Genomic DNA, 23,583 nt, shown 5'->3' with positions numbered 1-23,583 from the left:
GGGCGCTCGTTCATCGGCGTACGGATTTCGAAGTCTTCGACTGAGATAAAGGAAACATGATGAGCCTTAAAGGCGAATCGATGTTGACTTATCGTAGGGAGAAGACGTAGAAATACGCTAGCCGATAGCGCCCGGAGCTAGACATAAAAGGAAAACCTTCGGTTTTCCGAAATTAAGTTTGGCGTTTTCGTTTTGTTCAGTTTTGAAGGTCCAATCCTTCAGTATGTGTTCTTTGAAAACCGGATAGGAGAAATAAACCAAGTAAATCGAGAATCGCTTATTTTTGGATTTAAACCTTTTATGGTTAAGTTAGAAAGGGCGCACGGCGGATGCCTTGGCACTAGGAGCCGATGAAGGACGGTACAAACACCGATATGCTCCGGGGAGCTGTACGTAAGCTTTGATCCGGAGATTTCCGAATGGGGAAACCCCCTGTCTTTAATCGGACAGGATTCCTGCCTGAATCCATAGGGCAGGAAGGGCACACCCGGGGAACTGAAACATCTCAGTACCCGGAGGAAGAGAAAGCAATTGCGATTTCCCAAGTAGCGGCGAGCGAACAGGAAACAGCCCAAACCGGAAGGCTTGCCTTCCGGGGTTGTAGGACACTCATATGGGAGTTACAAAAGAACGGGGTAAGTGAAGCGGCCTGGAAAGGCCTGCCGGAGAAGGTAAAAGCCCTGTAACTGAAACTTCGTTCTCTCCCGAGTGGATCCTGAGTACGGCGGGACACGAGGAATCCCGCCGGAATCCGGGAGGACCATCTCCCAAGGCTAAATACTCCCTAGTGACCGATAGTGAACCAGTACCGTGAGGGAAAGGTGAAAAGCACCCCGGGAGGGGAGTGAAAGAGATCCTGAAACCGTGTGCCTACAAGTAGTCAGAGCCCGTTAACGGGTGATGGCGTGCCTTTTGTAGAATGAACCGGCGAGTTACGGTCTCATGCAAGGTTAAGCTGAAGAAGCGGAGCCGCAGCGAAAGCGAGTCTGAACAGGGCGAAAGAGTATGAGGCCGCAGACCCGAAACCAGGTGATCTACCCATGTCCAGGGTGAAGGCAAGGTAACACTTGCTGGAGGCCCGAACCCACGCACGTTGAAAAGTGCGGGGATGAGGTGTGGGTAGCGGAGAAATTCCAATCGAACTTGGAGATAGCTGGTTCTCTCCGAAATAGCTTTAGGGCTAGCCTCAAGCGAAGAGTTTTGGAGGTAGAGCACTGTTTGGACGAGGGGCCCTCATCGGGTTACCGAATTCAGACAAACTCCGAATGCCAAAAACTTATGCTTGGGAGTCAGACTGTGAGTGATAAGATCCATGGTCGAAAGGGAAACAGCCCAGACCGCCAGCTAAGGTCCCAAAGTATACGTTAAGTGGAAAAGGATGTGGCGTTGCTTAGACAACCAGGATGTTGGCTTAGAAGCAGCCATCATTCAAAGAGTGCGTAATAGCTCACTGGTCGAGTGACGCTGCGCCGAAAATGTACCGGGGCTAAACGTATCACCGAAGCTGCGGATGGACACCGTTTGGTGTCCGTGGTAGGAGAGCGTTCTAAGGGCGTTGAAGCCGGACCGGAAGGACCGGTGGAGCGCTTAGAAGTGAGAATGCCGGTATGAGTAGCGAAAGAAGGGTGAGAATCCCTTCCACCGAATGCCTAAGGTTTCCTGAGGAAGGCTCGTCCGCTCAGGGTTAGTCGGGGCCTAAGCCGAGGCCGAAAGGCGTAGGCGATGGACAACAGGTTGATATTCCTGTACCGCCTCTTCACCGTTTGAACGATGGGGGGACGCAGGAGGATAGGGCAAGCGCGACACTGGTTGATCGCGTCCAAGCAGTTAGGCCGGTGCGGAGGCAAATCCTTCGCGCCAAGGCGGAGCTGTGATGGCGAGGGAAATTTTAGTACCGAAGTTCCTGATTCCACACTGCCAAGAAAAGCCTCTAGTGAGGTGAAAGGCGCCCGTACCGCAAACCGACACAGGTAGGCGAGGAGAGAATCCTAAGGTGAGCGAGAGAACTCTCGTTAAGGAACTCGGCAAAATGACCCCGTAACTTCGGGAGAAGGGGTGCTTTTTGGGGTGTATGCCCCGGGAAGCCGCAGTGAATAGGCCCAGGCGACTGTTTAGCAAAAACACAGGTCTCTGCGAAGCCGCAAGGCGAAGTATAGGGGCTGACACCTGCCCGGTGCTGGAAGGTTAAGGAGAGGGGTTAGCCGTAAGGCGAAGCTCTGAACTGAAGCCCCAGTAAACGGCGGCCGTAACTATAACGGTCCTAAGGTAGCGAAATTCCTTGTCAGGTAAGTTCTGACCCGCACGAAAGGTGTAACGATCTGGGCACTGTCTCAACGAGAGACTCGGTGAAATTATAGTACCTGTGAAGATGCAGGTTACCCGCGACAGGACGGAAAGACCCCATGGAGCTTTACTGCAGCCTGATATTGAATTTTGGTACAGCTTGTACAGGATAGGTAGGAGCCTTGGAAACCGGAGCGCCAGCTTCGGCGGAGGCATCGGTGGGATACTACCCTGGCTGTATTGAAATTCTAACCCGCACCCCTTACCGGGGTGGGAGACAGTGTCAGGCAGGCAGTTTGACTGGGGCGGTCGCCTCCTAAAAGGTAACGGAGGCGCCCAAAGGTTCCCTCAGAATGGTTGGAAATCATTCGCAGAGTGTAAAGGCATAAGGGAGCTTGACTGCGAGACTTACAAGTCGGGCAGGGACGAAAGTCGGGCTTAGTGATCCGGTGGTTCCGCATGGAAGGGCCATCGCTCAACGGATAAAAGCTACCCTGGGGATAACAGGCTGATCTCCCCCAAGAGTCCACATCGACGGGGAGGTTTGGCACCTCGATGTCGGCTCATCGCATCCTGGGGCTGTAGTCGGTCCCAAGGGTTGGGCTGTTCGCCCATTAAAGCGGTACGCGAGCTGGGTTCAGAACGTCGTGAGACAGTTCGGTCCCTATCCGTCGCGGGCGCAGGAAATTTGAGAGGAGCTGTCCTTAGTACGAGAGGACCGGGATGGACGCACCGCTGGTGTACCAGTTGTCTTGCCAAAGGCATCGCTGGGTAGCTATGTGCGGAAGGGATAAGTGCTGAAAGCATCTAAGCATGAAGCCCCCCTCAAGATGAGATTTCCCACAGTTTATACTGGTAAGATCCCTGAAAGATGATCAGGTTGATAGGTCCGGGGTGGAAGCGCGGCGACGCGTGCAGCTGACGGATACTAATCGATCGAGGACTTAACCAAATAGAAAAGTGAAGGGCGCTCGCTCATCGGCGTATGAACTTCAAGGCCCCCGCCTGAGATAAAGGAAACACGACGAGCCTTAAAAGGCGAGTCGATGCCCGCTTATCGTAGGAAAGGGGGACGGGAAGTTCACTAGCCGATAGCGCCCGGAACTGGACAATAGAAAAGCGGAGGTGCCTTGTTTAGCCCCGACAAGCGAATGTTCTGACCGGCATGGAGCCGTCTTTTGGCTCCGTGGCGGGCAGGTTATTCGACCTCGAGGGGCTAGGCACCGGAGCTGGACAATTTTTAAAGCTATTCTCCGTTTACAGTTTTTTCTCCCATCCGGTTTTCAGGGAACACATCCCAAATAAAATACAGGTCCGGTGATGATGGCGGAAAGGACACACCCGAACACATCCCGAACTCGGAAGTTAAGCTTTCCAGCGCCGATGGTAGTTGGGGGTTTCCTCCTGCGAGAGTAGGACGTTGCCGGGCCATAATACGGAGGATTAGCTCAGCTGGGAGAGCGTCTGCCTTACAAGCAGAGGGTCGGCGGTTCGATCCCGTCATCCTCCATTTTTATGCCATCCCGGTTCAGGGGCAACCGGCTTTCTATCGGGAGGCCGGGGATACTGCCTTGTGACCGGCACCATACTTGCGGGAATCCTGAAAGAAAATAGATATGTACATATTTAACCCAATATAGTATAATTTTCTTTGTGACAAGTAATGTCGTTATCGGAATATGAGCCATTAGCTCAGTTGGTAGAGCATCTGACTTTTAATCAGAGGGTCGCAGGTTCGAATCCTGCATGGCTCACCATTTATCTTATCCGCGGGTGTGGCGGAATTGGCAGACGCACCAGACTTAGGATCTGGCGCCGCAAGGCGTGGGGGTTCGACTCCCTTCACCCGCACTGTTTAGCACGATATGCGGAAGTAGTTCAGTGGTAGAACATCACCTTGCCAAGGTGGGGGTCGCGGGTTCGAATCCCGTCTTCCGCTCCATTTTATCCCGCCGGGGTGGCGGAATTGGCAGACGCACAGGACTTAAAATCCTGCGGTAGGTGACTACCGTACCGGTTCGACTCCGGTCCTCGGCATCAGTACCATGACAAATGCGCCCATAGCTCAATTGGATAGAGCGTTTGACTACGGATCAAAAGGTTAGGGGTTCGACTCCTCTTGGGCGCGCTTATTCCTGTTTCGGGAAGTAGCTCAGCTTGGCAGAGCACATGGTTAGGGACCATGGGGTCGCAGGTTCAAATCCTGTCTTCCCGACCATGAAGATCATAACGGGGCCTTAGCTCAGCTGGGAGAGCGCCTGCTTTGCACGCAGGAGGTCAGCGGTTCGATCCCGCTAGGCTCCACCAATCCACCAAACAGAGTCAAATAACGGCGGCGTAGCTCAGCTGGCTAGAGCGTACGGTTCATACCCGTGAGGTCGGGGGTTCGATCCCCTCCGCCGCTATATTTTGTATATATCGGACCTTTAGCTCAGCTGGTTAGAGCAGACGGCTCATAACCGTCCGGTCGTAGGTTCGAGTCCTACAAGGTCCACCATTTTTTATTTTTTCATACGGAGGAATACCCAAGTCTGGCTGAAGGGATCGGTCTTGAAAACCGACAGGCGGGTTACACCGCGCGGGGGTTCGAATCCCTCTTCCTCCGCCATTTCATTATTTTATCATCGCGGGGTGGAGCAGTCTGGTAGCTCGTCGGGCTCATAACCCGAAGGTCGCAGGTTCAAATCCTGCCCCCGCAATTGGTCCCGTGGTGTAGCGGTTATCACGCCTGCCTGTCACGCAGGAGATCGCGGGTTCGATTCCCGTCGGGACCGCTTGTTTTGGCTCGGTAGCTCAGTCGGTAGAGCAAAGGACTGAAAATCCTTGTGTCGGCGGTTCGATTCCGTCCCGAGCCACCATTGGTTTCAATGAAAAATATATGGCGGTTGTGGCGAAGTGGTTAACGCACCGGATTGTGGCTCCGGCATTCATGGGTTCGATTCCCATCATCCGCCCTTTGCTGCGGGTGTAGTTTAGTGGTAAAACCACAGCCTTCCAAGCTGTTGTCGTGGGTTCGATTCCCATCACCCGCTCCACTTTGGGCCTATAGCTCAGCTGGTTAGAGCGCACGCCTGATAAGCGTGAGGTCGATGGTTCAAGTCCATTTAGGCCCATATATTCCGCAGTAGCTCAGTGGTAGAGCAATCGGCTGTTAACCGATCGGTCGTAGGTTCGAATCCTACCTGCGGAGCCATATGGAGAAGTACTCAAGTGGCTGAAGAGGCGCCCCTGCTAAGGGTGTAGGTCGCGATTAGCGGCGCGAGGGTTCAAATCCCTCCTTCTCCGCCATTTTTGGCCCGTTGGTCAAGCGGTTAAGACACCGCCCTTTCACGGCGGTAACACGGGTTCGAATCCCGTACGGGTCATACTGGTCACGAAGCTGTTCCGGAAACTGCCGGAGTAGCTTTTTTTGCGCGTTTTTTCACTTCTGCAAACCTCTTCAGGACTTCACCCAGGCTACGGGTCCGGTAAAGTATGATAGAAAAAACGCAAAAACAAACGGCGGAGTGTTACACTCCGCCGTTTGTTTTTAAATAAAATGATCGATCAAAAAGCTGATGGATAAAAGCACCCCGAAAATGGTGTTTGTCTGTGCGGTTGCTTTCATGGCAGGCAGCATTTGCAACGGTTCACTTTTTCCAATAAAGCCTTTAATGGCCCGGACCGGTTTCGGTGTGCTGACGAAAACGAGCAATACCCACGGGGTTACAACACCGAACAAAACGAGCCCGGCCATCCAGAGATAGGAAAGGGCAAACATTGCGGCCAGAAGCAGGATGGCTCCTTTCCGGCCGAGCAGAATGGCGATCGTTTTTCTGCCATTTGCTTTATCGCCGTCCAGATCGCGGATATTATTCGACAGCATAATGGCACCGATTAAAATCATAATCGGAATCGAAATAAATACAATCGGCCATGTGATCGTTTTTGTCTGGATAAAAAACGATATTAATATAATAATTACACCCATAAAAAAGCCGGAAATCAGTTCGCCAAGCGGCGTTGATGAAATTGGAAAAGGCCCTGCAGTGTAAAGATAAGCAACAAGCATGCAGACAGTGCCGATTACAGCAATCCACCAGGAACTTTGCGAGCAAATGTAAACGCCGATCAGCATGGCTGCACCGAAAAAAGCAAAGGCGAGGTGGAGCACCGTTTTCGGTTTGATGCCGTTTCTGACAATTGCCCCGCCGATCCCGACGGAATGCTCGGTATCAAGGCCGCGTTTGTAATCGTAATATTCATTAAACATATTGGTTGCTGCCTGAATTAACAGGGTTGCAACCAGCATTGCAGCAAACAGCAGCAGATTGATGCGGGCAATGCCCAAAGCCAGTACTGTCCCGAGAATGACAGGCACAAAACCGGCCGTTAAAGTATGGGGCCGTGTTAATTGCCACCAGATCCGCCAGCCTTTGTCAGGGCCGATTGCTGGAGAAGATTGCGCATTCATCTTCTTACTCTCCTTTTATGCTATTCTTATATAAATATGGCGAAATTAGTACATTTAAAGTTTAGGGAAATCAGGCCCATGTGTCAATGTATTTGGTTGGCAATCTTATTTTAAGCCGTTTTGCTGAATTTAACCGGCAAATTTTATATAATAGATGAGGTATGTTCATAAAAATGTTAAGTTTTCATATGAAAACTGTGATAGATGGCCCGGCAAAAAGTAAGAGAGGTTTGGAGGAGATCTTTTGGCTAATGAGGATATATTAATGAAAGAAAAAACGGCGCCGGCATTAAAACTGGTAAGCAAAGTCATAAAATGCCGCACTGCACCGGATCCGCTCCGCCTTTTTACAGCGGGTGCCGCGCATTTTTACGGCAGCCGGTTTTTCTGGCAGGATGCCGATCGCGAAACCGTATTTGTCGGTTTTGGCTGCGTATGGTCATGTACGGTCACAGCCTCTGACGGTTTTGCCCAAATGGAAGACGAATGGCGAAATTTGAAGGGGGCGGGCGAAGTTTATTCGGGAACCGGTGAAACGGGAACAGGGCCTGTGCTTTTCGGCGGTTTTGCGTTTGACGGGACGGTTGCAAAGCAGGAATGGAAAACATTTGGTCAAGGCATTTTCCGCGTGCCGCAAATTCTTTTCACTTTTAAAAAAGATGCCGTCTTTCTCACGGTAAATGGATGCGGCGGAACAGAGAGCGTGCAGGAAGCGGAGGAAACCGTACGAAGCCTTTTAAACGGCAGTACAGCTTTCCCTGCACTTCCGCTTTTAAAAGCTGTAAAGGAAATCGGTTCGGACGAATGGAAAAAAAGTGTCGCAACAGCCGTGGAGTTTATCCGGGAAGGGAGAATGGACAAAGTTGTCCTGGCAAGAAAACTGGAACTTGCTTTTGACGGTGTGGTGAGCCCGGATGCGGTGCTTGCGGCGCTTTCCGTCCAGCAGCATGACAGCTATTTATTTGTGCTGGAAGAAGGCAGTGAAAGTTTTATCGGGGCTTCGCCGGAAAGGCTGGTGAAAAAAACGGGCCGGCATATTTTATCGACGTGTCTTGCCGGTTCGATCAAACGCGGCCGCAATGAGGCGGAGGATTTGGAACTTGGAAAAGCGCTGCTTTCGGATCAGAAAAATTTAAGCGAGCATGGTTTTGTCGTATCCATGATTCGGCAGGTGCTTGAACCTTTTTGCAACGGGCTGAATGTGCCGGATGAGCCTGTGTTGATGCGGATGCGCGATATCCAGCATCTTTACACCCCGGTTACCGGGACAGTGAAGGACAAGGACACCACCCTTTTTCAATTGGTCAAAGCGCTCCATCCGACGCCAGCACTTGGCGGTATTCCGCGGCAGCCGGCCATGGAAGCAATCCGGCTTCTTGAAAAAATGGACCGCGGTTTATACGGCGCGCCGATCGGCTGGGTGGATTACAGGGGAAGCGGCGAATTTTGCGTCGGCATCCGCTCCGGGCTGTTAAAGGAGGATCGTGCATCCCTTTATGCCGGATGCGGTGTCGTCAAGGAATCGGAACCTGAAGAAGAATATAAAGAAACAAGCGTCAAATTTACCCCGATGCTGCGCGCTTTAGGAGGCAAATAGAGTGGAACACCAGGAGATCATGACAACTTATTTGGCAGCTTTTATCCGGCAGTTGTCCGCGATGGGGATCCGCTATGCGGTGGTAAGCCCCGGGTCAAGGTCGACGCCGATTGCGATGTTGTTAGCGGAACATCCGGATTTTCAAATTTACATGGATATTGATGAACGGTCAGCCGCTTTTTTTGCGCTCGGGCTTGCAAAAGAAAAACGCAAACCGGTTGTGCTTTTATGTACGTCTGGCACAGCTGCCGCCAACTATTATCCGGCGGTTGCGGAAGCCAATATTTCACGCGTGCCGCTTATTGTGCTGACGGCAGACCGGCCGCATGAACTGCGCAATGTCGGTGCCCCGCAGGCCATTGACCAGATCCGGCTGTACGGCACCCATGTCAAATGGTTTGAGGAGATGCCGCTTCCGGAAGCAGAAGAAGAAGTGCTTCAATTTGTTCGGCAGACGGCGGCCAGGGCAGTTGTGACGGCGCTTCAGCAGCCAGCGGGTCCCGTGCATCTTAATTTTCCGTTGCGCGAGCCGCTTGTTCCGGTTCTTAAGCCGTCTCCTTTTGCCGGCGAAGTACCGGTGCCGGCCATTGAAAATTTTTCCGGCACCCTGCGACTTTCAGAAGAAACGGTTGAAATTGTGGCAAAAGAGATCCGGGAAAAGGACCGCGGCCTGATCATTTGCGGGCCGATTGATATTCCCGGCTTTGCGGAGGCGGTTGTGGCGCTCAGCGAAAAAACGGGTTACCCGGTGCTGGCCGATCCACTGTCACAACTGCGAAGCGGCCGGCACGGGAAAGAAAGGATCATTGAAAATTATGATTCCTTACTAAAAGATCCGAAATGGGCCGGCCGCCTTGCACCGAATGTTGTGATTCGCTTCGGTGCCATGCCCGTTTCCAAACCGCTGACCCTATTGCTAAAAAAAGTAAAAACAGCTGCCCATTATATCGTTGACGGCGGAAACGGCTGGCGCGATCCCGTGAAGCGGGGGACAACGGTTGTTTATTCGGATGAAATTGATTTCTGTAAAAAATTGTCAAATATAATTGTAATGAACCCGGTTTCGGAATGGTTCACCATGTGGGAAAAATTGAATCAACAGGCGCGGCAGATTGTTACGGCTTCGCTGGAGGTGGAAAAAACCTTTGATGAAGGAAAAACGGTAACCGAACTTGCTGCTGCTTTGCCGGATGGCAGCACCCTTTTTGTCGGCAACAGCATGCCGATCCGGGATGTCGATACATTTTTTCAGGCAACAGATAAAAAGATCCGCATTCTGGCAAACCGGGGCGCGAACGGCATTGACGGCGTTGTGTCCAGTGCAACCGGCGTGAGCGCGGGATGCGGCAAAGCCTTTTTGCTGATCGGCGACTTGTCCTTTTTCCATGATTTAAACGGCCTGCTGATGACGAAAATGCATAAGCTCAATCTTTGTGTGATTTTGATCAATAATAATGGTGGGGGCATTTTTTCTTTCCTGCCCCAGGCGGATGAACCGGAAAAATTTGAGCAGCTGTTCGGCACGCCGACGGACCTCGCGTTTGAATATGCGGTTAAAATGTATGGCGGGAGCTACATCCAGCCGCAAAACTGGGATCAATTCCGGGCGGCGCTTTCCGAATATAAAGGCGGGCTACAGGTGATTGAAGTGCGGACAAACCGGGCGAAAAATGTCGAAACCCACCGGAAAATCTGGTCACAAGTTTCCCGGGAAATGGAACGTTATTTTCAAGGTGAGCAACAATGAGAATTAACGGATTGGAATATCATGTAGAAACGGCGGGTGACGGGGAACCGTTGCTGTTGCTTCACGGTTTTACAGGAAATGGTAATACCTGGAATGATACGGTTTCCATACTTCGGGACGAATTCCGCTGCATTGTGGTGGATATCATCGGCCACGGCAAAACCGAAAAACCAGATGATCCCGGCCGCTATGACATTACAAAAGCCGCCGCTGATTTGCGTGCGGTGCTTCTGGCGCTTGGCATCCGGCGGGCGTCTGTTCTCGGCTATTCGATGGGCGGGAGGCTGGCGCTTACGTTTGCCGTCCAGTACCCGCAAATGGTGGACAAACTTGTACTGGAAAGCGCGTCTCCCGGTTTGAAAACGGAAGCGGAACGGCTGGCGCGGCGAGAACGGGATGAACAGCTGGCGGAACGGATTTTGACCGGAGGCATGGAAGCATTTGTCAGCCATTGGGAAAATCTACCGCTGTTTGCATCACAAAAACAGCTGCCGGCTGAAGTAAGAGAAAAAATTCGCAAACAGCGCCTCGAAAATGACCCGGCTGGTTTGGCGAACAGCCTCCGCGGCATGGGGACAGGCGCGCAGCCATCATGGTGGGGAAGACTTTCTGAACTTCATTTCCCCGTCTTACTTGCAGCTGGCGAATGGGATGCCAAGTTTTGCCGGATTGCCGGAGAGATGGAGGAGCAGCTCCCGCATGCCAAAAAAATCATTTTTTCGCATGCCGGCCATGCAATTCATGTGGAAGATCCGAAAAAGTTTGGTACAATGATAAAGGGATTTTTAAAAAATTGTTGATAAATTGTCATAAAATGTACATAAAAAGGAGGAATCATCATGGCAGTTGAATGGAAGACTGAGCATGAGTATGAAGATATTTTATACGAATCCTATAATGGCATTGCCAAGATTACGATTAACCGTCCCCATGTGCGCAATGCTTTCCGGCCGGAAACGGTAACCGAGATGTATGATGCGTTTTCCCGGGCGCGCGATGACGCCAATATCGGGGTCATTATTTTAACCGGTATGGGGGAAAAGGCATTTTGTTCCGGTGGCGACCAAAAAGTGCGCGGCAATGGCGGTTATGTTGGCAGCGACAATATTCCGCGCCTGAACGTGCTTGATCTGCAGCATTTGATCCGTGTGATCCCGAAACCGGTCATCGCCATGGTAGCAGGCTATGCGATCGGCGGCGGGCATGTGCTGCATGTGGTTTGTGATTTGACGATTGCGGCCGACAATGCCATTTTCGGCCAGACCGGTCCTAAAGTTGGCAGCTTCGACGGTGGTTATGGCGCAGGTTATCTTGCAAGGATCGTCGGTCATAAAAAAGCGCGTGAAATCTGGTATCTGTGTCGCCAGTACAATGCGCAGGAAGCGTTAGAAATGGGGCTTGTCAACGCAGTCGTGCCGTACGAAAAATTGGAAGAAGAAACGATCAAATGGGCGGAGGAAATCCTTGAGAAAAGCCCAATGGCGATCCGTTTCCTGAAAGCCGCGTTTAATGCTGATACGGACGGGCTTGCCGGCCTCCAGCAATTTGCGGGCGATGCAACCCTTTTGTATTACACAACGGACGAAGCAAAAGAAGGCCGCGATGCATTCAAGGAAAAACGCAAACCGGACTTCGGTCAATTCCCGCGTTTCCCGTGATTGGAAAATGGGCTGTCTCAACTGAGGCAGCCTGAATTTTTTCACGGGGAAATTTTTGCTATGTGGTCCATGATTCAAAAAGGCAATTCTGCAAGTGGCTGAGATGTTCCTTAGCGTGGTTCAAAAAGACGTTTTGACTAATGACAAAGTGCAAATTGTCCTTTAGAGAGGTTCAAAAGGACAATTTAGGGAAAGCCGAAGAGCAAATTGTCTTTTACAGGGATTCAAAAGGACATTTCGGCAACTGACAAAGGTCAAATTGTCTTTTAGCGTGTTCCAAAAGGACAATTCAGGGAGAGACAAAAAGCAAAATGTCCTTTAGAAGGGTTCAAAAGGACAATTCAGGTAGAAACGAAGCGTAAACTGTCCTTTACAGGGATTCAAAAGGACATTTCAGGGAGAAACAAAGCACAAATTGTCCTTTAAAGAGGTTCAAAAGGACAATTCCGCAAGTAAAGAAGCCCGTAATGTCCTTTAAGGCGCTTTTAAAAGACGATCTTGCATTGGACAGGGATAAACTGTCCTGTTGAAAAAGCAAAAGTGGCATGTCCAAAATAGATTTTTACCAGGTGATGTTATGCTACCCAATTTTTTAAAACAGCGCGCGTATTTAACGCCGAACCGGATTGCGCTCATCAGTCAAGGTACAAGCCTGACGTTTGCCGGGCTGTACGAAAAGGCGAAAGAAACGGCGCGGAAGCTGTCCGGCTGCGGCATGCAGGCGGAAGATACGGCAGCGGTCCTTTTAAACAGCCGCGCGGAAACGGCGGTCATTCTCCATGCGCTGCAGCAGCTCCGTGTCCGCACCCTTTTTCTTAACCACCGTTTAACGCCGGCGGAAATGCAGTACCAGCTCACCGACAGCGGGGCGAAATGCCTGATTACGGAAAAATCGTTCCGGGAAAAAGCAGAAGTGTTAAACGAAACAGCAACAGTGATCCAAAGCGAAGCGCTTGACGATTTGCCGGCTGCAGGATACGAAGAACGTGCGGAGTTTGCACTCGAGGATGTCTGCTCGATCATGTACACATCCGGCACAACCGGCAAACCAAAAGGCGTCCTGCAAACATACGGCAACCACTGGTGGAGCGCCGCCGGTTCTGCACTCAATCTCGGCGTGCGGGAGGACGATACGTGGCTGTGCGCAGTGCCGCTTTTTCATATCAGCGGTTTTTCGATCCTGATGCGTTCTGTTTTTTACGGAATGACGGTCTATTTAATGGAAAAATTCGATGAAAAAGAGACGGCCAAACTGCTGAAGTCCGGCCGCATTACAACGATGTCGGTTGTGACCAACATGCTGCAGCGTTTGCTTCGTGAACTCGGTCAAGAGCGCCTTCATCCGAACTTCCGCTGCCTCCTGCTCGGCGGTGGGCCGGCGCCACGCCCGCTGCTTGAAGCGTGTGCCGAAAAGAATATTCCGGTTTTCCAGTCATACGGCATGACCGAAACGGCTTCGCAAACCGTGACGCTTGCGCCGGAAGACAGCCTGCGAAAAATCGGGTCAGCAGGGAAACCGTTATTCCCGGCGCAAATCCGGATCGTTTCCGATGGCAAAGTGTGCGGTCCGTTTGAGCACGGAGAAATTGCTGTAAAAGGGCCGAACGTGACAATCGGTTATCTGAACCGCCCGGATGCAAACCAGAAAAGTTTTCGGGACGGCTGGTTTTTCACCGGCGATATTGGTTATCTGGATGATGAAGGCTTTTTATACGTACTGGACCGGCGCTCCGATCTGATCATCTCCGGCGGGGAAAATATCTATCCGGCTGAAATCGAAGAAGTACTTCTTGCCCATCCGGATATTCTTGAAGCCGGGGTTATTGGCGTCGAGGACGAAAAATGGGGCCAGGTGCCGGCTGCGTTTATTGTCACAAAAAGGGCAGTCCAGGAAAGGGAGCTGCAGGCTTTTTGCGAAACGCGGCTTGCAAAATTTAAAATCCCGAAAAAAGTGTATGCCGTTCCCGCGCTGCCGCGGAATGCATCGAATAAGTTGGTGCGCAGGAAACTGCTGGAGCTGCTGCCGTCATGATCGGGATTGAAAAAGTAACGCTTTCTGTAGTCAAAATGCCGCTTAAGTCTCCATTTGAAAATGCACTCGAAAAAGTAACGGAGCGGGAAGCGATCTTGCTTGAAGTGACAGACAAGGACGGGGTGGCCGGTTTCGGGGAAGCTGTTGCATTTTCAACCCCGTGGTATACAGAAGAGACGGTGCAGACATGCTTTCACATGCTGAAAGATGTGCTCATCCCGCTTCTTCGGGAAAAGCCGGTTGCACACCCAAAAGAAGTGAGCGGCCGGTTCCGATCCGTCCGGCGCAATCATATGGCAAAAGCAGCAATCGAAACGGCTATATGGGATTTGTATGCGAAAAAGAAGCAAAAGCCGCTTTGGCAGTTAATCGGGGGTGCGCGGGACCATGTGGATGCCGGCGTTGCGGTCGGCAGCCATGATACAGCGGAAGCGCTCCGGCAAATCGCGGCGTTTGTTGATGAAGGCTATAAAAGGGTGAAAGTCAAAATTAAGCCCGGCCATGATGAAGCGTTTATCCGCGAAATCCGGCATGCATTTCCTGATCTCGCGCTAATGGCGGATGCGAACTCCGCTTACACGCTGGCGGATGCGCCGCGTTTGAAAAGGCTCGACCGGTACGGGCTCCTGATGATTGAACAGCCGCTTGCCGCCGATGATATTGTGGAGCACGCGGCCTTGCAAAAGCAGCTGGAGACGCCGGTTTGTCTGGATGAAAGCATCGTAACATACCATGATGCGGAAAGCGCGCTCCGGCTCGGCAGCTTCCGGGTGCTCAATATTAAAATTGGGCGGGTTGGCGGGCTCTATCCGGCGATTCAGCTGCATGACCTTTGTGCATCCCGCGGCATTCCGGTCTGGTGCGGCGGCATGATCGAATTTGGCGTATCGCGCGCCTTTAACCTCGCGCTCGCCTCTTTGCCGGGCTTTACGATTCCGGGCGATATTTCTTCATCCAGCCGGTTCTGGGAAAAAGATATTATTGAGCCGGAAATCACGGTGGAAAACGGACAAATCCGCCTGCCGGACAGACCGGGAACCGGGTTTGAGATCGACCGCGCCTATGTGGAAAAAATCCGGACATATACCGAAACGATATGAAAAAACTGCCGCACAAGACGGCAGTTTTTTCATGAAAACATCGAACCAAATGTCTTATATATAAAATCACGCTCGAGTTTCGATTTTACAAATGAAATCGACCTTCACGCCGGGACAAACGATGTTTTTCGTGAAAACATCAGATCAAACGTCCTATAAGTGAAATCACGCTTTGATTCTTCATAAAACATCGATTTTACTAATAAAATCAGCCTTCACGCCTAGACAATCGATGTTTTTTCGTGAAAACATCGATTCAAACGTCACTTGAGTTTCGATTTTACAAATGAAATTAGCCCACACGGCTGGACGCTCGAGGCTTTTTTCATTCAAATGTCTTATAAATGAAATTGCCCTTCACGCCAGTTTTTCATGAAAACATCGATTCAAACGTTTTACAATCGGTTTCCCGCTGGTTTTCAGCCTGGGTTCCTGTATGGCTCACGATGTAAATTTCTTCGGCAGAACAAAGATTGCCTTCCTCCCAGAACACACAGTTCCTGACTTCGCATAACACATCTTTTGCCATGTCGGACACCCTCCCTTAAAACATGTCGTACGTTTCTAGTCTCTGCAGCGTGCGGCAAACCATTACTGTAAAGCTTTTTCCAATGCTTTTAAATTGTCATCCATCAATGTAAAGTAATCTTTATGCGCTTTGATTTCTGCGTTCGTTCGGACGCCGAGATGGTGGATGTAAACCGCTTTTGTATTCGTTTCCTGTTGAACCACTTCCGCAATTTTGGAAGGCACATTTTTTTCAAATACGATGTAGGAAATATGGTCTTGTTTTACTTTCTGGATGATGTTTTCCAGCTGTTTTTGTGACGGTTCATCCGAAGTGGAGAGCCCGGCAATCGGAATTTGTTTGATGCCATATCGTTTTACCCAGTAGCCGTATGCCGCATGGGAAACGACAAGTTCTTTGTTGTCTGACTTTTCAACTGCCTGTTTGTATGCCGCATTGACTTGATCCAGTTTCTTTGCGAGTTGTGCGTAATTTTTCTTGAAATACGTTTTTTGCTTCGGCATTTTTTTCGAAAGTTGTGTTGTAATCATGCCGGCCATTTGCTTGACGTAAATTGGGTCGAGCCAGACATGCGGATCGGCCTTCGTACTTGTTTTATCCGGAACAGGAAGCCGGTCCCCGAGCGCCATCATTTTCACATTCTGGCCTTCGAGCACTTGTTTCGCCTTATTCGCAAAGCCTTCAAGCCCGAGCCCGATGTAAAAGAAAAAGTCGGAATCGGCGAGCTTCAGGATATCTTTCTGTGACGGTTCGTATGTATGTTCATCCGTGCCCGGCGGATAAATCGTTTTAACCGACACATACTTCCCGCCGATTTGCTGTGTAACGTATTCCAGTGGATAGACGGTGGTATAGACCGAAATTTTATGATCCTGCTTGCTTTCCTGTTTGTTTGCACATGCCGTAACAAATAGCATGGTAAAAGCGAGCAGTACGGGAAAAAGTTTTTTCAAAGCGGACGATTCCTTTCTTTTTTAATTCGTAATGATTACGATTTACTCACAAAAAATATATTACTAAACTCCGCTTCATATGGCAAGAAAAATTTTTAAGGGACAGCAAATGCTGCCCCTTAATCTTTTTTGTCTTCTTCTTCGGTTTCAAGCATACCGTAATCGCCGTTTATGGCCTGTTCGTCGGGATCAGCGCCGAAATCGCCGCTCTTTTTTTGCTGCTCTTTTTTCTCTTCCATAAAAAACACCTCCACCTGTAGCGTTTTCCGGAAATGGGAAACGTATACGGAGGAGGGGTTGTTTTTTCATCGGTACGGCGGAGTAGCAACCGAATGGTGTTCAATGTTTTTTCACTGGCCACTGGTCCGGAACGGGATCGTACCCGCCGGCATGGAATGGGTGGCATTTTAAAATTCTTCTGATTGCCAGGTAGCCGCCGCGTAGTGCGCCAAACCGTTTTACCGCTTCAAGCCCGTAATTCGAGCAGGTCGGCTGAAACCGGCAGCTTGGCGGGAACAGCGGGGAAATCGCAAGTTGATAAAAACGGATCAATTTAATAAAAATGAACTTCAGCATCGATCTGCCCCTTTCTTCGTTTATTTTAGCATGTTTTCAAAAAAGATGTGCAACATATGATTGGGTGTTTGAAGTCCCGGGAAAAGGGTACAAACAAAGCAGGAGGTTGATGAAACATGGCAGAAAACGAACAATTGATGGAAATCTTAAATAAGCAGGTTGCCAACTGGACAGTGCTTTATACAAAATTGCACAACTACCATTGGTATGTGAAGGGACCGAATTTTTTAAGCCTTCACGCTAAATTTGAGGAATTGTACAATCTTGCAAATGACTATCTCGATGAACTGGCTGAACGTCTTCTCGCTTTAAACGGCAATCCGGTAGCGACATTGAAAGGAAGCCTTGAATTGTCATCGGTACAGGAAGCAAGCGGCAATGAGAGCACGGAGGAAATGGTACAGGCGACTGCCAATGACTTTGCGATGATCGCGAAAGAATTGGAGGAAGCGATCGGGCTTGCCAACAGGATTGGCGATGACGCAACCGCCGACATGTTTATCAACATCCAGGAAACGCTCGATAAAAACATTTGGATGCTGAACGCCTTTCTTGGAAGACGGTAACGCAAAAGTGGGAGGTCAAATGGAGCCGGCCCCCGCTATAAAGGCTGTCCCGCCAAAGCGGAACAGCCTTTATTACTGCAAATATTTTGTTGTCGGGTAAGCATCAAAGCCTGCGTAATCGGAAAATTTATCTTTCAGTGTCTCCAGTATGTATAATCCGATAAAATGTTCCAGTTCGGCCGTGCTCATTTCGCGCACAATCCCAAGCAGGTCTTTCCGGTTGTAATTTTCGACGACCGCTGCAGAAATGGCGTCCAAATCTTCTTCATCCCCCGTCAGCCGGTCCCGGTACAGCTCAAACAATTCATCGACTAGCCTCATGCCGTCTCCTCCTTTATTCATTTCTTATTCACTATCCGCAATGGGGCCCTTTTAAACATTTTATGATTATTTTCACGCGATGTACCTCGAAAAATGCAACGGGTTTCAAGAAAAATTTCGCCAATTTTTGCACCCGGTTGCCGTATAATGAAGAACAGGAGGGATTTGATGTATCGGTTTACAGATTTGAACGGCAATCCAGTTACATTTATTTTTGAAAAAAATGCTTTTCCTATAGAGCCGCAGCATGTGCTCGTGCTCGCCCGGTACCGTGGAAACTGGCTTTTGACAAGGCATCCGAAGCGGGGGCTCGAATTTCCGGGCGGAAAAAGGGAAGCGGGCGAGACGGTCCGAGAAGCGGCTGAACGCGAGCTGTATGAAGAAACGGGCGGCATTCCGGAAAACCTTCAATATATCGGGGAATACTGCGTCGATGATCAGGTGCGCGGGCCGTTTGTGAAGGCGGTTTTTTACGCGGACATCGGCCGGCTTGAAACCAAACACGACTATTTGGAAACGGATGGACCTGTGCTTGTGGAAGGCGATCTTGTTGAAAAATTGCAGTCCTCGTCATTCAGTTTTCTCATGAAAGACGGGGTTGTCGAAACAGCGCTCAGACACGTCGAAAAATAAGAAAAAGCAGCAGGAAGTTTCTCGGGTTAAACGGAAATCTCGCAAACGTTAAGATTTCGGGGTGATTGGGGCCTTTTTTAACATAGCGTGAATCTCGGTGAAGGTATCCGTATCTTCACATAAGGCGCGTCTATGTTAAGGAAGCGTGAAAAAAAGAAGATGTTCCTTCACATAGGGCGCGTCTATGTTAAGGAAGCGAGCAAAAAAGACATTGTTTTTTTACATAGGGCGTGTCTACGTTAAGGAAGCGTGAAAAAAAGAAAATGTTTCTTAACATAGGATGCGTCTACGTTAAGGAAGCGTGAAAAAAAGACGTAGTTCCTTAACATAGAGCACGTCTACATTAAGGAAGCATGGAAAAAAGAAGGCGTATCTTAACATAGGGTGCGTCTACGTTAAGGAAGCAAACAAAAAAGAAGGAGTTCCTTAACATAGAGCGCGTCTACATTAAGATACGTCGGCAAAAATGGCCGCTTCCTTCATATAGAGCGCGTCTACGCTAAGATGCTATACCAGAACAGCTTACCTGCCTCATCTGTCTTTTACCAGCTTTTTCTCCAGCCACCCGACAAGCTGGTACATAATGGTTGCCACAATGGCAATCAGGATCATCGAAAGCATGACGAGCGTAAAATTAAACACCTGGAAACCATAGATGATCATGTAGCCGAGCCCTTTTGAAGATACGAGATACTCGCCGACAATGACTCCAACCCATGCAAGCCCGACATTGACTTTCAGCGTGGAAATGATCACAGGAATCGATGCCGGAAAAATGGCTTCCCGGAACACTTGCAAACGGGAGGCGCCGAACGAGTGCAGCACTTTCGTGTAATTTGGGTCGACATCCCGGAACGCCGTATAAATCACAATTGTCGTCACAATGACGGAGATAATGACGCCCATGGCAACAATAGAAGAAAATCCCGGGCCCATGCTGACAATTAAAATCGGCCCGAGCGCTACTTTCGGCATGGCGTTCAGGACGACGAGATACGGGTCAAGAATCTTCGATAAAAACGGCGACCACCAAAGAACGGCGGCAAGTGCCGCGCCGAGCACAGTCCCGAGGATAAAGCCCATGACGGTTTCAAAAACGGTGATTCCCAAATGGACGTAAAGCGAGCCGTCTTCTAACTTTGCCACCAATAACGCCCACACTTTGGACGGGGAGCTGAAAATCAACGGGTCAATCCAATGCAGGCGGCTCGCCACTTCCCATAGGCAGAAAAAGACAATTAAAATGAAAAGCTGGAAAAAGCGAACCCGGCGTTTTTCTTTGCGCATTGCGGCGAGGTAATCTTCATGCCGGAGCGCCGTATTTTCAGCTGTTTTCAAGGGACTCCAGCTCCTTCCATATGTCATTAAAAAGTTCGGAATAAATTTTTTGGCTTCGCGCTTCAAACGGGCGGAGGCGGCGCAGCTCTGTTGGCACGTCAAAAATTTTATAGAGCCTGCCGGGTTTTGATGCCAACAGCAGGATCCGGTCGCTCATCGCAATCGCTTCGCCGATATCGTGCGTGACAAGCACCGCTGTTTTATGGAATTGCTTCAGTGTGTCAAATACCAGGTCCTCCAGTTTTAACTTCGTCTGAAAATCAAGGGCGGAAAACGGTTCATCCAGCAGCAGGATTTTCGGATCGACCGCGAGCGTCCGCACAAGTGCCGCCCGCTGCCGCATTCCTCCCGAAAGTTGGCGCGGGTATTGCTTTTCGGTGCCGGCAAGGCCAATCGTTTGTAAAAGCCCGAGAGCATGTTTTCTTGACTCCGGATTCAGCCGTTTTTCCAATTTCAGCCCGATCATGATGTTTTCTTCAATTGTTTTCCACGGAAACAAATAGTCCTGCTGCAGCATATAGCCGATGGAAGATTGCCGGGAACCTGGCAATTTGCCGTCAATCTGTACAATCCCCGCAGTCGGTTGCAGAAGCCCTGCAAGAATCGAAAGCAGCGTTGTTTTTCCGCAGCCGCTCGGGCCCAAAAGCGAAACAAACTCGCCTTCTTCCATTTGAAACGAAATGTTTTCAAGCGCCTTTGTGGCCTGTTTTGCCGTAAAATAGGTGTGATTGACGTTTTGTACGGTCAAAAAATGCATTTGTGCTGCCCGCCTGAAGAGGGGCGCACCCCCTTTCCATTATTTTGCCTTTTTCACAATCGATGCATTGACCAGTTTGTCGTACGGCACAGTATGGTCGAGTTCGCCGGCTTCTTTCATGATGTCCTGGATCGTGTTCCAGCCGCTTTTGGTTAAAATCATATCGCTGCTGAACGAGCCCTGGCTGCGGTACCGTTCAATGGAGGAGGCGAGCATATCAGTTTTCGTGTCTTTAAAATAGGGCTTGCTGAACGAATCAAATTTGGTCAGATACAAGCCAAATTCCGATTATCAAAATATAAAATAGTGTTGTGTAAAAATTTCAAAAAAAGAACCCTGAGCTTGCGCTCCAGATTCAGTATGAAGAATTGAAGGGCTACTACTGTTTCGCTGGTCTCCTGAAGGCGTGCTCGAATAAGGCCCAGCCCATACTTGCGCTTGCCTTCGCCAAATTTGCCTTCAACGGCATTACGTTCAGAGGCATCCTGCCTTGCGACGCGTTCCAAGGTTTTGTCTTCCGTTCTGGATGGGCGTCCTAACCTTGGCCCACTCAGACGAATGCCAAGAGATTTGCAGTATGCCAGATTATTACGGTTTCGGTAAATTTTATCTGCCAAGATCGCTTCCGGATAAAATCCGAACCGGTTGTAGTAGTTTTCAACAGATTCCTTGAGAGTGGTCCCTTCATTGTAATTTTCCCAGTCGAGGTGCTCAATCAAGGCATAACCATCTACGACACTGATGGCGACTTTTGAACCGAACTCCACGTTCGCTTTTGCCTTGCCGCGCACAATTGGACGGACATGTGGCTGGGAAATGCTTACAATCCGGTGGTCAACCCGGTGTGTTTTCTTTTTGTACATTTCTGCCTGTTGGCGGTAAAGTTCATGAATCACGAGAAGTTGCCTGTATTCATCTTTGCTTAAAAGAGACAGAGAGCTTTGGGAAACAAGATTTTTAATGATCTCCAGATCTCGTTTCACATATCCGAGCTGTTTGCCTACAGCTTTCCGGATTTTCCGGGCGCCAGCTTTACGTTGCTTAGCGACAGAAAGATAGTCCTTGCGGGCTCTTTTTCTGTAGGTCCGTGGCTTACGTAATTTCCCTTTGTGTGGTTCATGCAGGACATCAATGATATGTTCCAATTTCTCACGGGCTTCGTTCAACAACCCAAGGTCTGTAGGGTAAGCAATATCAGCCGGTGCACAGGTTGCGTCCAAAATGAGCTTTCCTCTGTTCTTCGTTTTGGGAGAAGCCGATTCAGTTGAATGCTTTTCTGAATCGGAACCGGAAGGCTGAAGATCGCCACGATCATGATCATGATCATTACGATCTTCATCATCATGATCGTCATCGTCGTGATCCTGATCATCATTGTTGTCGTTTTCCTTAGATGCTTCTTCCAATTGGCGTTTTTGTTCTTCCAGAACGATCCATTCATTCAGTTCGTTGATGATATTTGCGCCCAAACGTTTTCTAAAACGAGTCATCAGAGAATGGTCGAATGGGGCTTTTTCCTGGAATTCAGGCAAGCCGATAAAATACTGAAGATACGGGTTTTCTGTGATCTGTTCGACTGTTTCCCGGTCAGACAGCCCAAGCCGTTCTTTGATATAAAGAGCCCCAAGAGCGATTCTGACAGAATAAGCCTTTTCGCCTTTGAATTTCTTCTTGAAGGACTTGGCATACTTTTCTTCGGCCATCCACCAAGGAATCATTTCAGCAAGACGGACCCAGCGATTTTCTTTATTTAATTTCCCACCGAATGGTAGAAAAAAATCATCTACAAAAGTTAATTGATGTTCGGTCTTTTTGTACATCGTAACAGCCTCCAAGTGCAAGGTTTTTTACGTGTTTCCTTTGAAATCCTTACACTTTATATTCGACAAAAGTAGCCAAAATCCTTGTCAAATCTGGAACTTTTGCTTATTCAGCAAGCCCTAAAATAAGGCTGAACCGTTTTTGCGACCGTTTCCGCATCGGTTTCTTGCACCCATTTTCCGGCCTTTAGCAGGGCGCGGACAAATTCCACCGCTGTTTTTTCATGCTCTTTCAAATAGCTTTGTTTTGCCATGAAGGTCGTGTACGGCACTGCGCCGGACTCTTTGCCGAAAGAAGCCACAATATAACCCTTTCCTTCTTTTTCCATTGTGGATGCGGTCGGTTCAAACAGCTGGACAAAATCCCCCGTTCCGGATGCATAAGCATTAGCGACATTGGCAAAATCGATGTTTTGGATCAGCTTCGTGTCTTTGTGCGGGTCAATACCGTGCTTTTTCAGGACAAACTCGCCGACCATTTGCGGCATTCCGCCTTTCCTTTGGCCGAGAAAAGTGGTGCCTTTCAGCATATCCCACGAAAAATGGTCGATTTTTTTGCGCGAGACGAGAAATGTTCCGTCTGTCGCCGTCAGCTGTGCGAAATTGATAACCGGGTCTGCCGCTTTTTGTTTGTATACATAGATGGACGTTTCCGATCCAACGAGCGCAATATCGGTTCCCCCTGAAAGTAGGGCAGTCATCGTTTTATCCCCGCCCCATGTGGTGGTCAGCTTAATATCAAGCCCTTCCTCTTTGAAATATCCTTTTTCAAGCGCGACATAAAGCGGAGTGTAAAAGACGGAGCGTGTCACTTCGGCAACCCGTACTTTCTGCAATGCTTTTTTCTTTGAACCGTTAGTGCCGCACGCGCTTAAACTGAATGCAAGCAATGCGGCAAGTAGAAGCGTGCATCCGGATTTGAGCCACTTTTTCATCATGCAACCTCCTCATTGGGCTTTTTTACAGCCTATGCCGCGGGCGCTGATTGTGTGAACGCCTAATCAATTAAAAATTTATTTTGCCGGGTTAGGGGAAGAGAAGAGAGCTTATGATAAAAACGATGACAGTACTGGAGACCAGCCGGATGCCGGGGCATAGAGGGCGTCTAGGTTAAGAAAGCGAGGAAAATTGACGTCCTTTCTTCACATAGAGTGCATCTACGTTAAGGAAGCGTGGAAAAATGAAGGTCTTCCGTCACATAGAGAGCGTCTACGTTAAGG

17 protein-coding genes, 20 tRNA genes, 2 rRNA genes and 2 pseudogenes are annotated in these 23,583 nt (G+C 49.5%); 30 read left to right on the top strand and 11 right to left on the bottom strand.

Features of this window, described 5'->3' with window-relative positions:
- The first annotated feature begins 302 nt into the window (after positions 1 to 302).
- From NST70_RS11450 to NST70_RS11345, 22 genes are all read left to right on the top strand, one after another.
- Positions 303 to 3,235 (top strand): 23S ribosomal RNA (locus NST70_RS11450).
- A 361-nt stretch (positions 3,236 to 3,596) separates the two neighbouring features.
- Positions 3,597 to 3,712 (top strand): 5S ribosomal RNA (gene rrf / locus NST70_RS11445).
- Between the two features lie 8 nt (positions 3,713 to 3,720).
- Positions 3,721 to 3,793 (top strand) — tRNA-Val (locus NST70_RS11440).
- Between the two features lie 171 nt (positions 3,794 to 3,964).
- Positions 3,965 to 4,040: transfer RNA gene (locus tag NST70_RS11435), tRNA-Lys, on the top strand.
- Between the two features lie 12 nt (positions 4,041 to 4,052).
- Positions 4,053 to 4,134, top strand: a tRNA-Leu gene (locus tag NST70_RS11430).
- 16 nt (positions 4,135 to 4,150) lie between these two features.
- Positions 4,151 to 4,225, top strand: a tRNA-Gly gene (locus NST70_RS11425).
- A 9-nt stretch (positions 4,226 to 4,234) separates the two neighbouring features.
- Positions 4,235 to 4,320: transfer RNA gene (locus NST70_RS11420), tRNA-Leu, on the top strand.
- Positions 4,321 to 4,337: 17 nt separating this feature from the next.
- Positions 4,338 to 4,411: transfer RNA gene (locus NST70_RS11415), tRNA-Arg, on the top strand.
- Positions 4,412 to 4,424: 13 nt separating this feature from the next.
- Positions 4,425 to 4,501: transfer RNA gene (locus NST70_RS11410), tRNA-Pro, on the top strand.
- Positions 4,502 to 4,514: 13 nt separating this feature from the next.
- Positions 4,515 to 4,590: transfer RNA gene (locus NST70_RS11405), tRNA-Ala, on the top strand.
- Between the two features lie 24 nt (positions 4,591 to 4,614).
- Positions 4,615 to 4,688 (top strand) — tRNA-Met (locus NST70_RS11400).
- 15 nt (positions 4,689 to 4,703) lie between these two features.
- Positions 4,704 to 4,780 (top strand) — tRNA-Ile (locus tag NST70_RS11395).
- 18 nt (positions 4,781 to 4,798) lie between these two features.
- Positions 4,799 to 4,891, top strand: a tRNA-Ser gene (locus tag NST70_RS11390).
- 17 nt (positions 4,892 to 4,908) lie between these two features.
- Positions 4,909 to 4,982 (top strand) — tRNA-Met (locus NST70_RS11385).
- A gap of 2 nt (positions 4,983 to 4,984) precedes the next feature.
- Positions 4,985 to 5,057, top strand: a tRNA-Asp gene (locus NST70_RS11380).
- A gap of 8 nt (positions 5,058 to 5,065) precedes the next feature.
- Positions 5,066 to 5,141 (top strand) — tRNA-Phe (locus tag NST70_RS11375).
- Between the two features lie 23 nt (positions 5,142 to 5,164).
- Positions 5,165 to 5,237, top strand: a tRNA-His gene (locus tag NST70_RS11370).
- A 7-nt stretch (positions 5,238 to 5,244) separates the two neighbouring features.
- A tRNA-Gly gene (locus tag NST70_RS11365) sits at positions 5,245 to 5,318 on the top strand.
- A 4-nt stretch (positions 5,319 to 5,322) separates the two neighbouring features.
- Positions 5,323 to 5,396 (top strand) — tRNA-Ile (locus NST70_RS11360).
- 5 nt (positions 5,397 to 5,401) lie between these two features.
- Positions 5,402 to 5,476 (top strand) — tRNA-Asn (locus NST70_RS11355).
- Between the two features lie 3 nt (positions 5,477 to 5,479).
- Positions 5,480 to 5,571 (top strand) — tRNA-Ser (locus NST70_RS11350).
- Positions 5,572 to 5,576: 5 nt separating this feature from the next.
- Positions 5,577 to 5,648 (top strand) — tRNA-Glu (locus tag NST70_RS11345).
- Positions 5,649 to 5,812: 164 nt separating this feature from the next.
- On the opposite strand, the gene NST70_RS11340 is transcribed toward NST70_RS11345, so the two are convergent.
- Positions 5,813 to 6,736, bottom strand: a complete 924-nt coding sequence (locus tag NST70_RS11340; protein WP_035183998.1) for a 1,4-dihydroxy-2-naphthoate polyprenyltransferase — start codon at positions 6,734 to 6,736, stop codon at positions 5,813 to 5,815.
- Positions 6,737 to 6,980: 244 nt separating this feature from the next.
- On the opposite strand from NST70_RS11340, the gene NST70_RS11335 reads away from it, so the two are divergent.
- From NST70_RS11335 to menC, 6 genes are all read left to right on the top strand, one after another.
- Positions 6,981 to 8,333 carry an isochorismate synthase gene (locus NST70_RS11335; RefSeq protein WP_235430866.1) on the top strand — a complete coding sequence of 451 codons (1,353 nt, stop codon included), beginning with the start codon at positions 6,981 to 6,983 and terminating at the stop codon, positions 8,331 to 8,333.
- Between the two features lies 1 nt (position 8,334).
- Positions 8,335 to 10,080, top strand: coding sequence for a 2-succinyl-5-enolpyruvyl-6-hydroxy-3-cyclohexene-1-carboxylic-acid synthase (menD, locus tag NST70_RS11330; protein WP_035183995.1), 1,746 nt, complete (start codon positions 8,335 to 8,337; stop codon positions 10,078 to 10,080).
- Positions 10,077 to 10,880, top strand: coding sequence for a 2-succinyl-6-hydroxy-2,4-cyclohexadiene-1-carboxylate synthase (gene menH, locus NST70_RS11325; protein WP_326244437.1), 804 nt, complete (start codon positions 10,077 to 10,079; stop codon positions 10,878 to 10,880). Before menD ends, menH begins: the two co-directional genes overlap by 4 nt.
- A 39-nt stretch (positions 10,881 to 10,919) precedes the next feature.
- Complete coding sequence (gene menB / locus NST70_RS11320; protein WP_026684902.1) at positions 10,920 to 11,738, top strand: 1,4-dihydroxy-2-naphthoyl-CoA synthase; 819 nt, start codon at positions 10,920 to 10,922, stop codon at positions 11,736 to 11,738.
- A gap of 577 nt (positions 11,739 to 12,315) precedes the next feature.
- On the top strand, positions 12,316 to 13,770 hold the full coding sequence (locus NST70_RS11315; RefSeq protein WP_342475096.1) for an o-succinylbenzoate--CoA ligase: 1,455 nt from the start codon (positions 12,316 to 12,318) through the stop codon (positions 13,768 to 13,770).
- Positions 13,767 to 14,870 (top strand): o-succinylbenzoate synthase, encoded by a 1,104-nt coding sequence (gene menC, locus NST70_RS11310; RefSeq protein ID WP_061577840.1) that lies wholly within the window; start codon positions 13,767 to 13,769, stop codon positions 14,868 to 14,870. Before NST70_RS11315 ends, menC begins: the two co-directional genes overlap by 4 nt.
- A 370-nt stretch (positions 14,871 to 15,240) precedes the next feature.
- Here the strand turns inward: menC and NST70_RS11305 are convergent, their stop codons facing one another.
- The 4 genes from NST70_RS11305 to yidD form a co-directional block, all read right to left on the bottom strand.
- A complete protein-coding gene (locus NST70_RS11305; RefSeq protein ID WP_014097641.1) occupies positions 15,241 to 15,399 on the bottom strand; it encodes a DUF1540 domain-containing protein in 159 nt (52 codons plus the stop codon).
- A 62-nt stretch (positions 15,400 to 15,461) separates the two neighbouring features.
- Positions 15,462 to 16,352, bottom strand: coding sequence for a zinc ABC transporter substrate-binding protein (locus NST70_RS11300; protein ID WP_017551860.1), 891 nt, complete (start codon positions 16,350 to 16,352; stop codon positions 15,462 to 15,464).
- A 119-nt stretch (positions 16,353 to 16,471) separates the two neighbouring features.
- Positions 16,472 to 16,591 carry a DUF4021 domain-containing protein gene (locus tag NST70_RS11295; RefSeq protein WP_014097643.1) on the bottom strand — a complete coding sequence of 40 codons (120 nt, stop codon included), beginning with the start codon at positions 16,589 to 16,591 and terminating at the stop codon, positions 16,472 to 16,474.
- Between the two features lie 100 nt (positions 16,592 to 16,691).
- Positions 16,692 to 16,928 carry a membrane protein insertion efficiency factor YidD gene (gene yidD / locus NST70_RS11290; protein WP_013860032.1) on the bottom strand — a complete coding sequence of 79 codons (237 nt, stop codon included), beginning with the start codon at positions 16,926 to 16,928 and terminating at the stop codon, positions 16,692 to 16,694.
- A gap of 116 nt (positions 16,929 to 17,044) precedes the next feature.
- On the opposite strand from yidD, the gene NST70_RS11285 reads away from it, so the two are divergent.
- The gene (locus NST70_RS11285) at positions 17,045 to 17,494 is read left to right on the top strand and encodes a Dps family protein (protein WP_017551858.1); all 450 of its coding nucleotides are present in this window, start codon (positions 17,045 to 17,047) and stop codon (positions 17,492 to 17,494) included.
- Positions 17,495 to 17,566: 72 nt separating this feature from the next.
- On the opposite strand, the gene NST70_RS11280 is transcribed toward NST70_RS11285, so the two are convergent.
- On the bottom strand, positions 17,567 to 17,815 hold the full coding sequence (locus NST70_RS11280) for a DUF6154 family protein (protein WP_013860030.1): 249 nt from the start codon (positions 17,813 to 17,815) through the stop codon (positions 17,567 to 17,569).
- 168 nt (positions 17,816 to 17,983) lie between these two features.
- On the opposite strand from NST70_RS11280, the gene ytkD reads away from it, so the two are divergent.
- Positions 17,984 to 18,448 carry an RNA deprotection pyrophosphohydrolase gene (gene ytkD / locus NST70_RS11275; RefSeq protein ID WP_104851499.1) on the top strand — a complete coding sequence of 155 codons (465 nt, stop codon included), beginning with the start codon at positions 17,984 to 17,986 and terminating at the stop codon, positions 18,446 to 18,448.
- Positions 18,449 to 18,979: 531 nt separating this feature from the next.
- Here ytkD and NST70_RS11270 read toward each other — a convergent pair.
- From NST70_RS11270 to NST70_RS11250, 5 genes and pseudogenes are all read right to left on the bottom strand, one after another.
- On the bottom strand, positions 18,980 to 19,786 hold the full coding sequence (locus tag NST70_RS11270; protein WP_017551856.1) for an ABC transporter permease: 807 nt from the start codon (positions 19,784 to 19,786) through the stop codon (positions 18,980 to 18,982).
- Positions 19,773 to 20,543, bottom strand: coding sequence for an ABC transporter ATP-binding protein (locus tag NST70_RS11265; RefSeq protein WP_014097647.1), 771 nt, complete (start codon positions 20,541 to 20,543; stop codon positions 19,773 to 19,775). The genes NST70_RS11270 and NST70_RS11265 overlap by 14 nt, the downstream gene beginning before the upstream one ends.
- A 39-nt stretch (positions 20,544 to 20,582) precedes the next feature.
- A pseudogene (locus NST70_RS11260) lies at positions 20,583 to 20,789 on the bottom strand (ABC transporter substrate-binding protein); the annotation flags it as partial.
- 20 nt (positions 20,790 to 20,809) lie between these two features.
- The gene (locus tag NST70_RS11255) at positions 20,810 to 22,363 is read right to left on the bottom strand and encodes an IS5 family transposase (RefSeq protein ID WP_342475087.1); all 1,554 of its coding nucleotides are present in this window, start codon (positions 22,361 to 22,363) and stop codon (positions 20,810 to 20,812) included.
- A 122-nt stretch (positions 22,364 to 22,485) separates the two neighbouring features.
- Positions 22,486 to 23,298: pseudogene (locus tag NST70_RS11250) on the bottom strand (ABC transporter substrate-binding protein); the annotation flags it as partial.
- Between the last annotated feature and the right edge of the window lie 285 nt (positions 23,299 to 23,583).

Origin of the sequence: Weizmannia sp. FSL K6-0777, assembly GCF_038593185.1 — a bacterium.
Taxonomy (GTDB): domain Bacteria; phylum Bacillota; class Bacilli; order Bacillales; family Bacillaceae_C; genus Weizmannia; species Weizmannia faecalis.
The sequence above is the reverse complement of the archived record's forward strand: the minus strand, read 5'-3'. Positions and strand labels throughout refer to the sequence as shown.

Coding starts and splice junctions, on each gene's coding strand:
- NST70_RS11340 (WP_035183998.1), bottom strand. CDS start 6,736: ATGAATGCGCAATCTTCTCCAGCAATCGGCCCTGACAAAGGCTGGCGG.
- menH (WP_326244437.1), top strand. CDS start 10,077: ATGAGAATTAACGGATTGGAATATCATGTAGAAACGGCGGGTGACGGG.
- menB (WP_026684902.1), top strand. CDS start 10,920: ATGGCAGTTGAATGGAAGACTGAGCATGAGTATGAAGATATTTTATAC.
- NST70_RS11315 (WP_342475096.1), top strand. CDS start 12,316: ATGCTACCCAATTTTTTAAAACAGCGCGCGTATTTAACGCCGAACCGG.
- menC (WP_061577840.1), top strand. CDS start 13,767: ATGATCGGGATTGAAAAAGTAACGCTTTCTGTAGTCAAAATGCCGCTT.
- NST70_RS11305 (WP_014097641.1), bottom strand. CDS start 15,399: ATGGCAAAAGATGTGTTATGCGAAGTCAGGAACTGTGTGTTCTGGGAG.
- NST70_RS11295 (WP_014097643.1), bottom strand. CDS start 16,591: ATGGAAGAGAAAAAAGAGCAGCAAAAAAAGAGCGGCGATTTCGGCGCT.
- yidD (WP_013860032.1), bottom strand. CDS start 16,928: ATGCTGAAGTTCATTTTTATTAAATTGATCCGTTTTTATCAACTTGCG.
- NST70_RS11285 (WP_017551858.1), top strand. CDS start 17,045: ATGGCAGAAAACGAACAATTGATGGAAATCTTAAATAAGCAGGTTGCC.
- NST70_RS11280 (WP_013860030.1), bottom strand. CDS start 17,815: ATGAGGCTAGTCGATGAATTGTTTGAGCTGTACCGGGACCGGCTGACG.
- ytkD (WP_104851499.1), top strand. CDS start 17,984: ATGTATCGGTTTACAGATTTGAACGGCAATCCAGTTACATTTATTTTT.
- NST70_RS11265 (WP_014097647.1), bottom strand. CDS start 20,543: ATGCATTTTTTGACCGTACAAAACGTCAATCACACCTATTTTACGGCA.
- NST70_RS11255 (WP_342475087.1), bottom strand. CDS start 22,363: ATGTACAAAAAGACCGAACATCAATTAACTTTTGTAGATGATTTTTTT.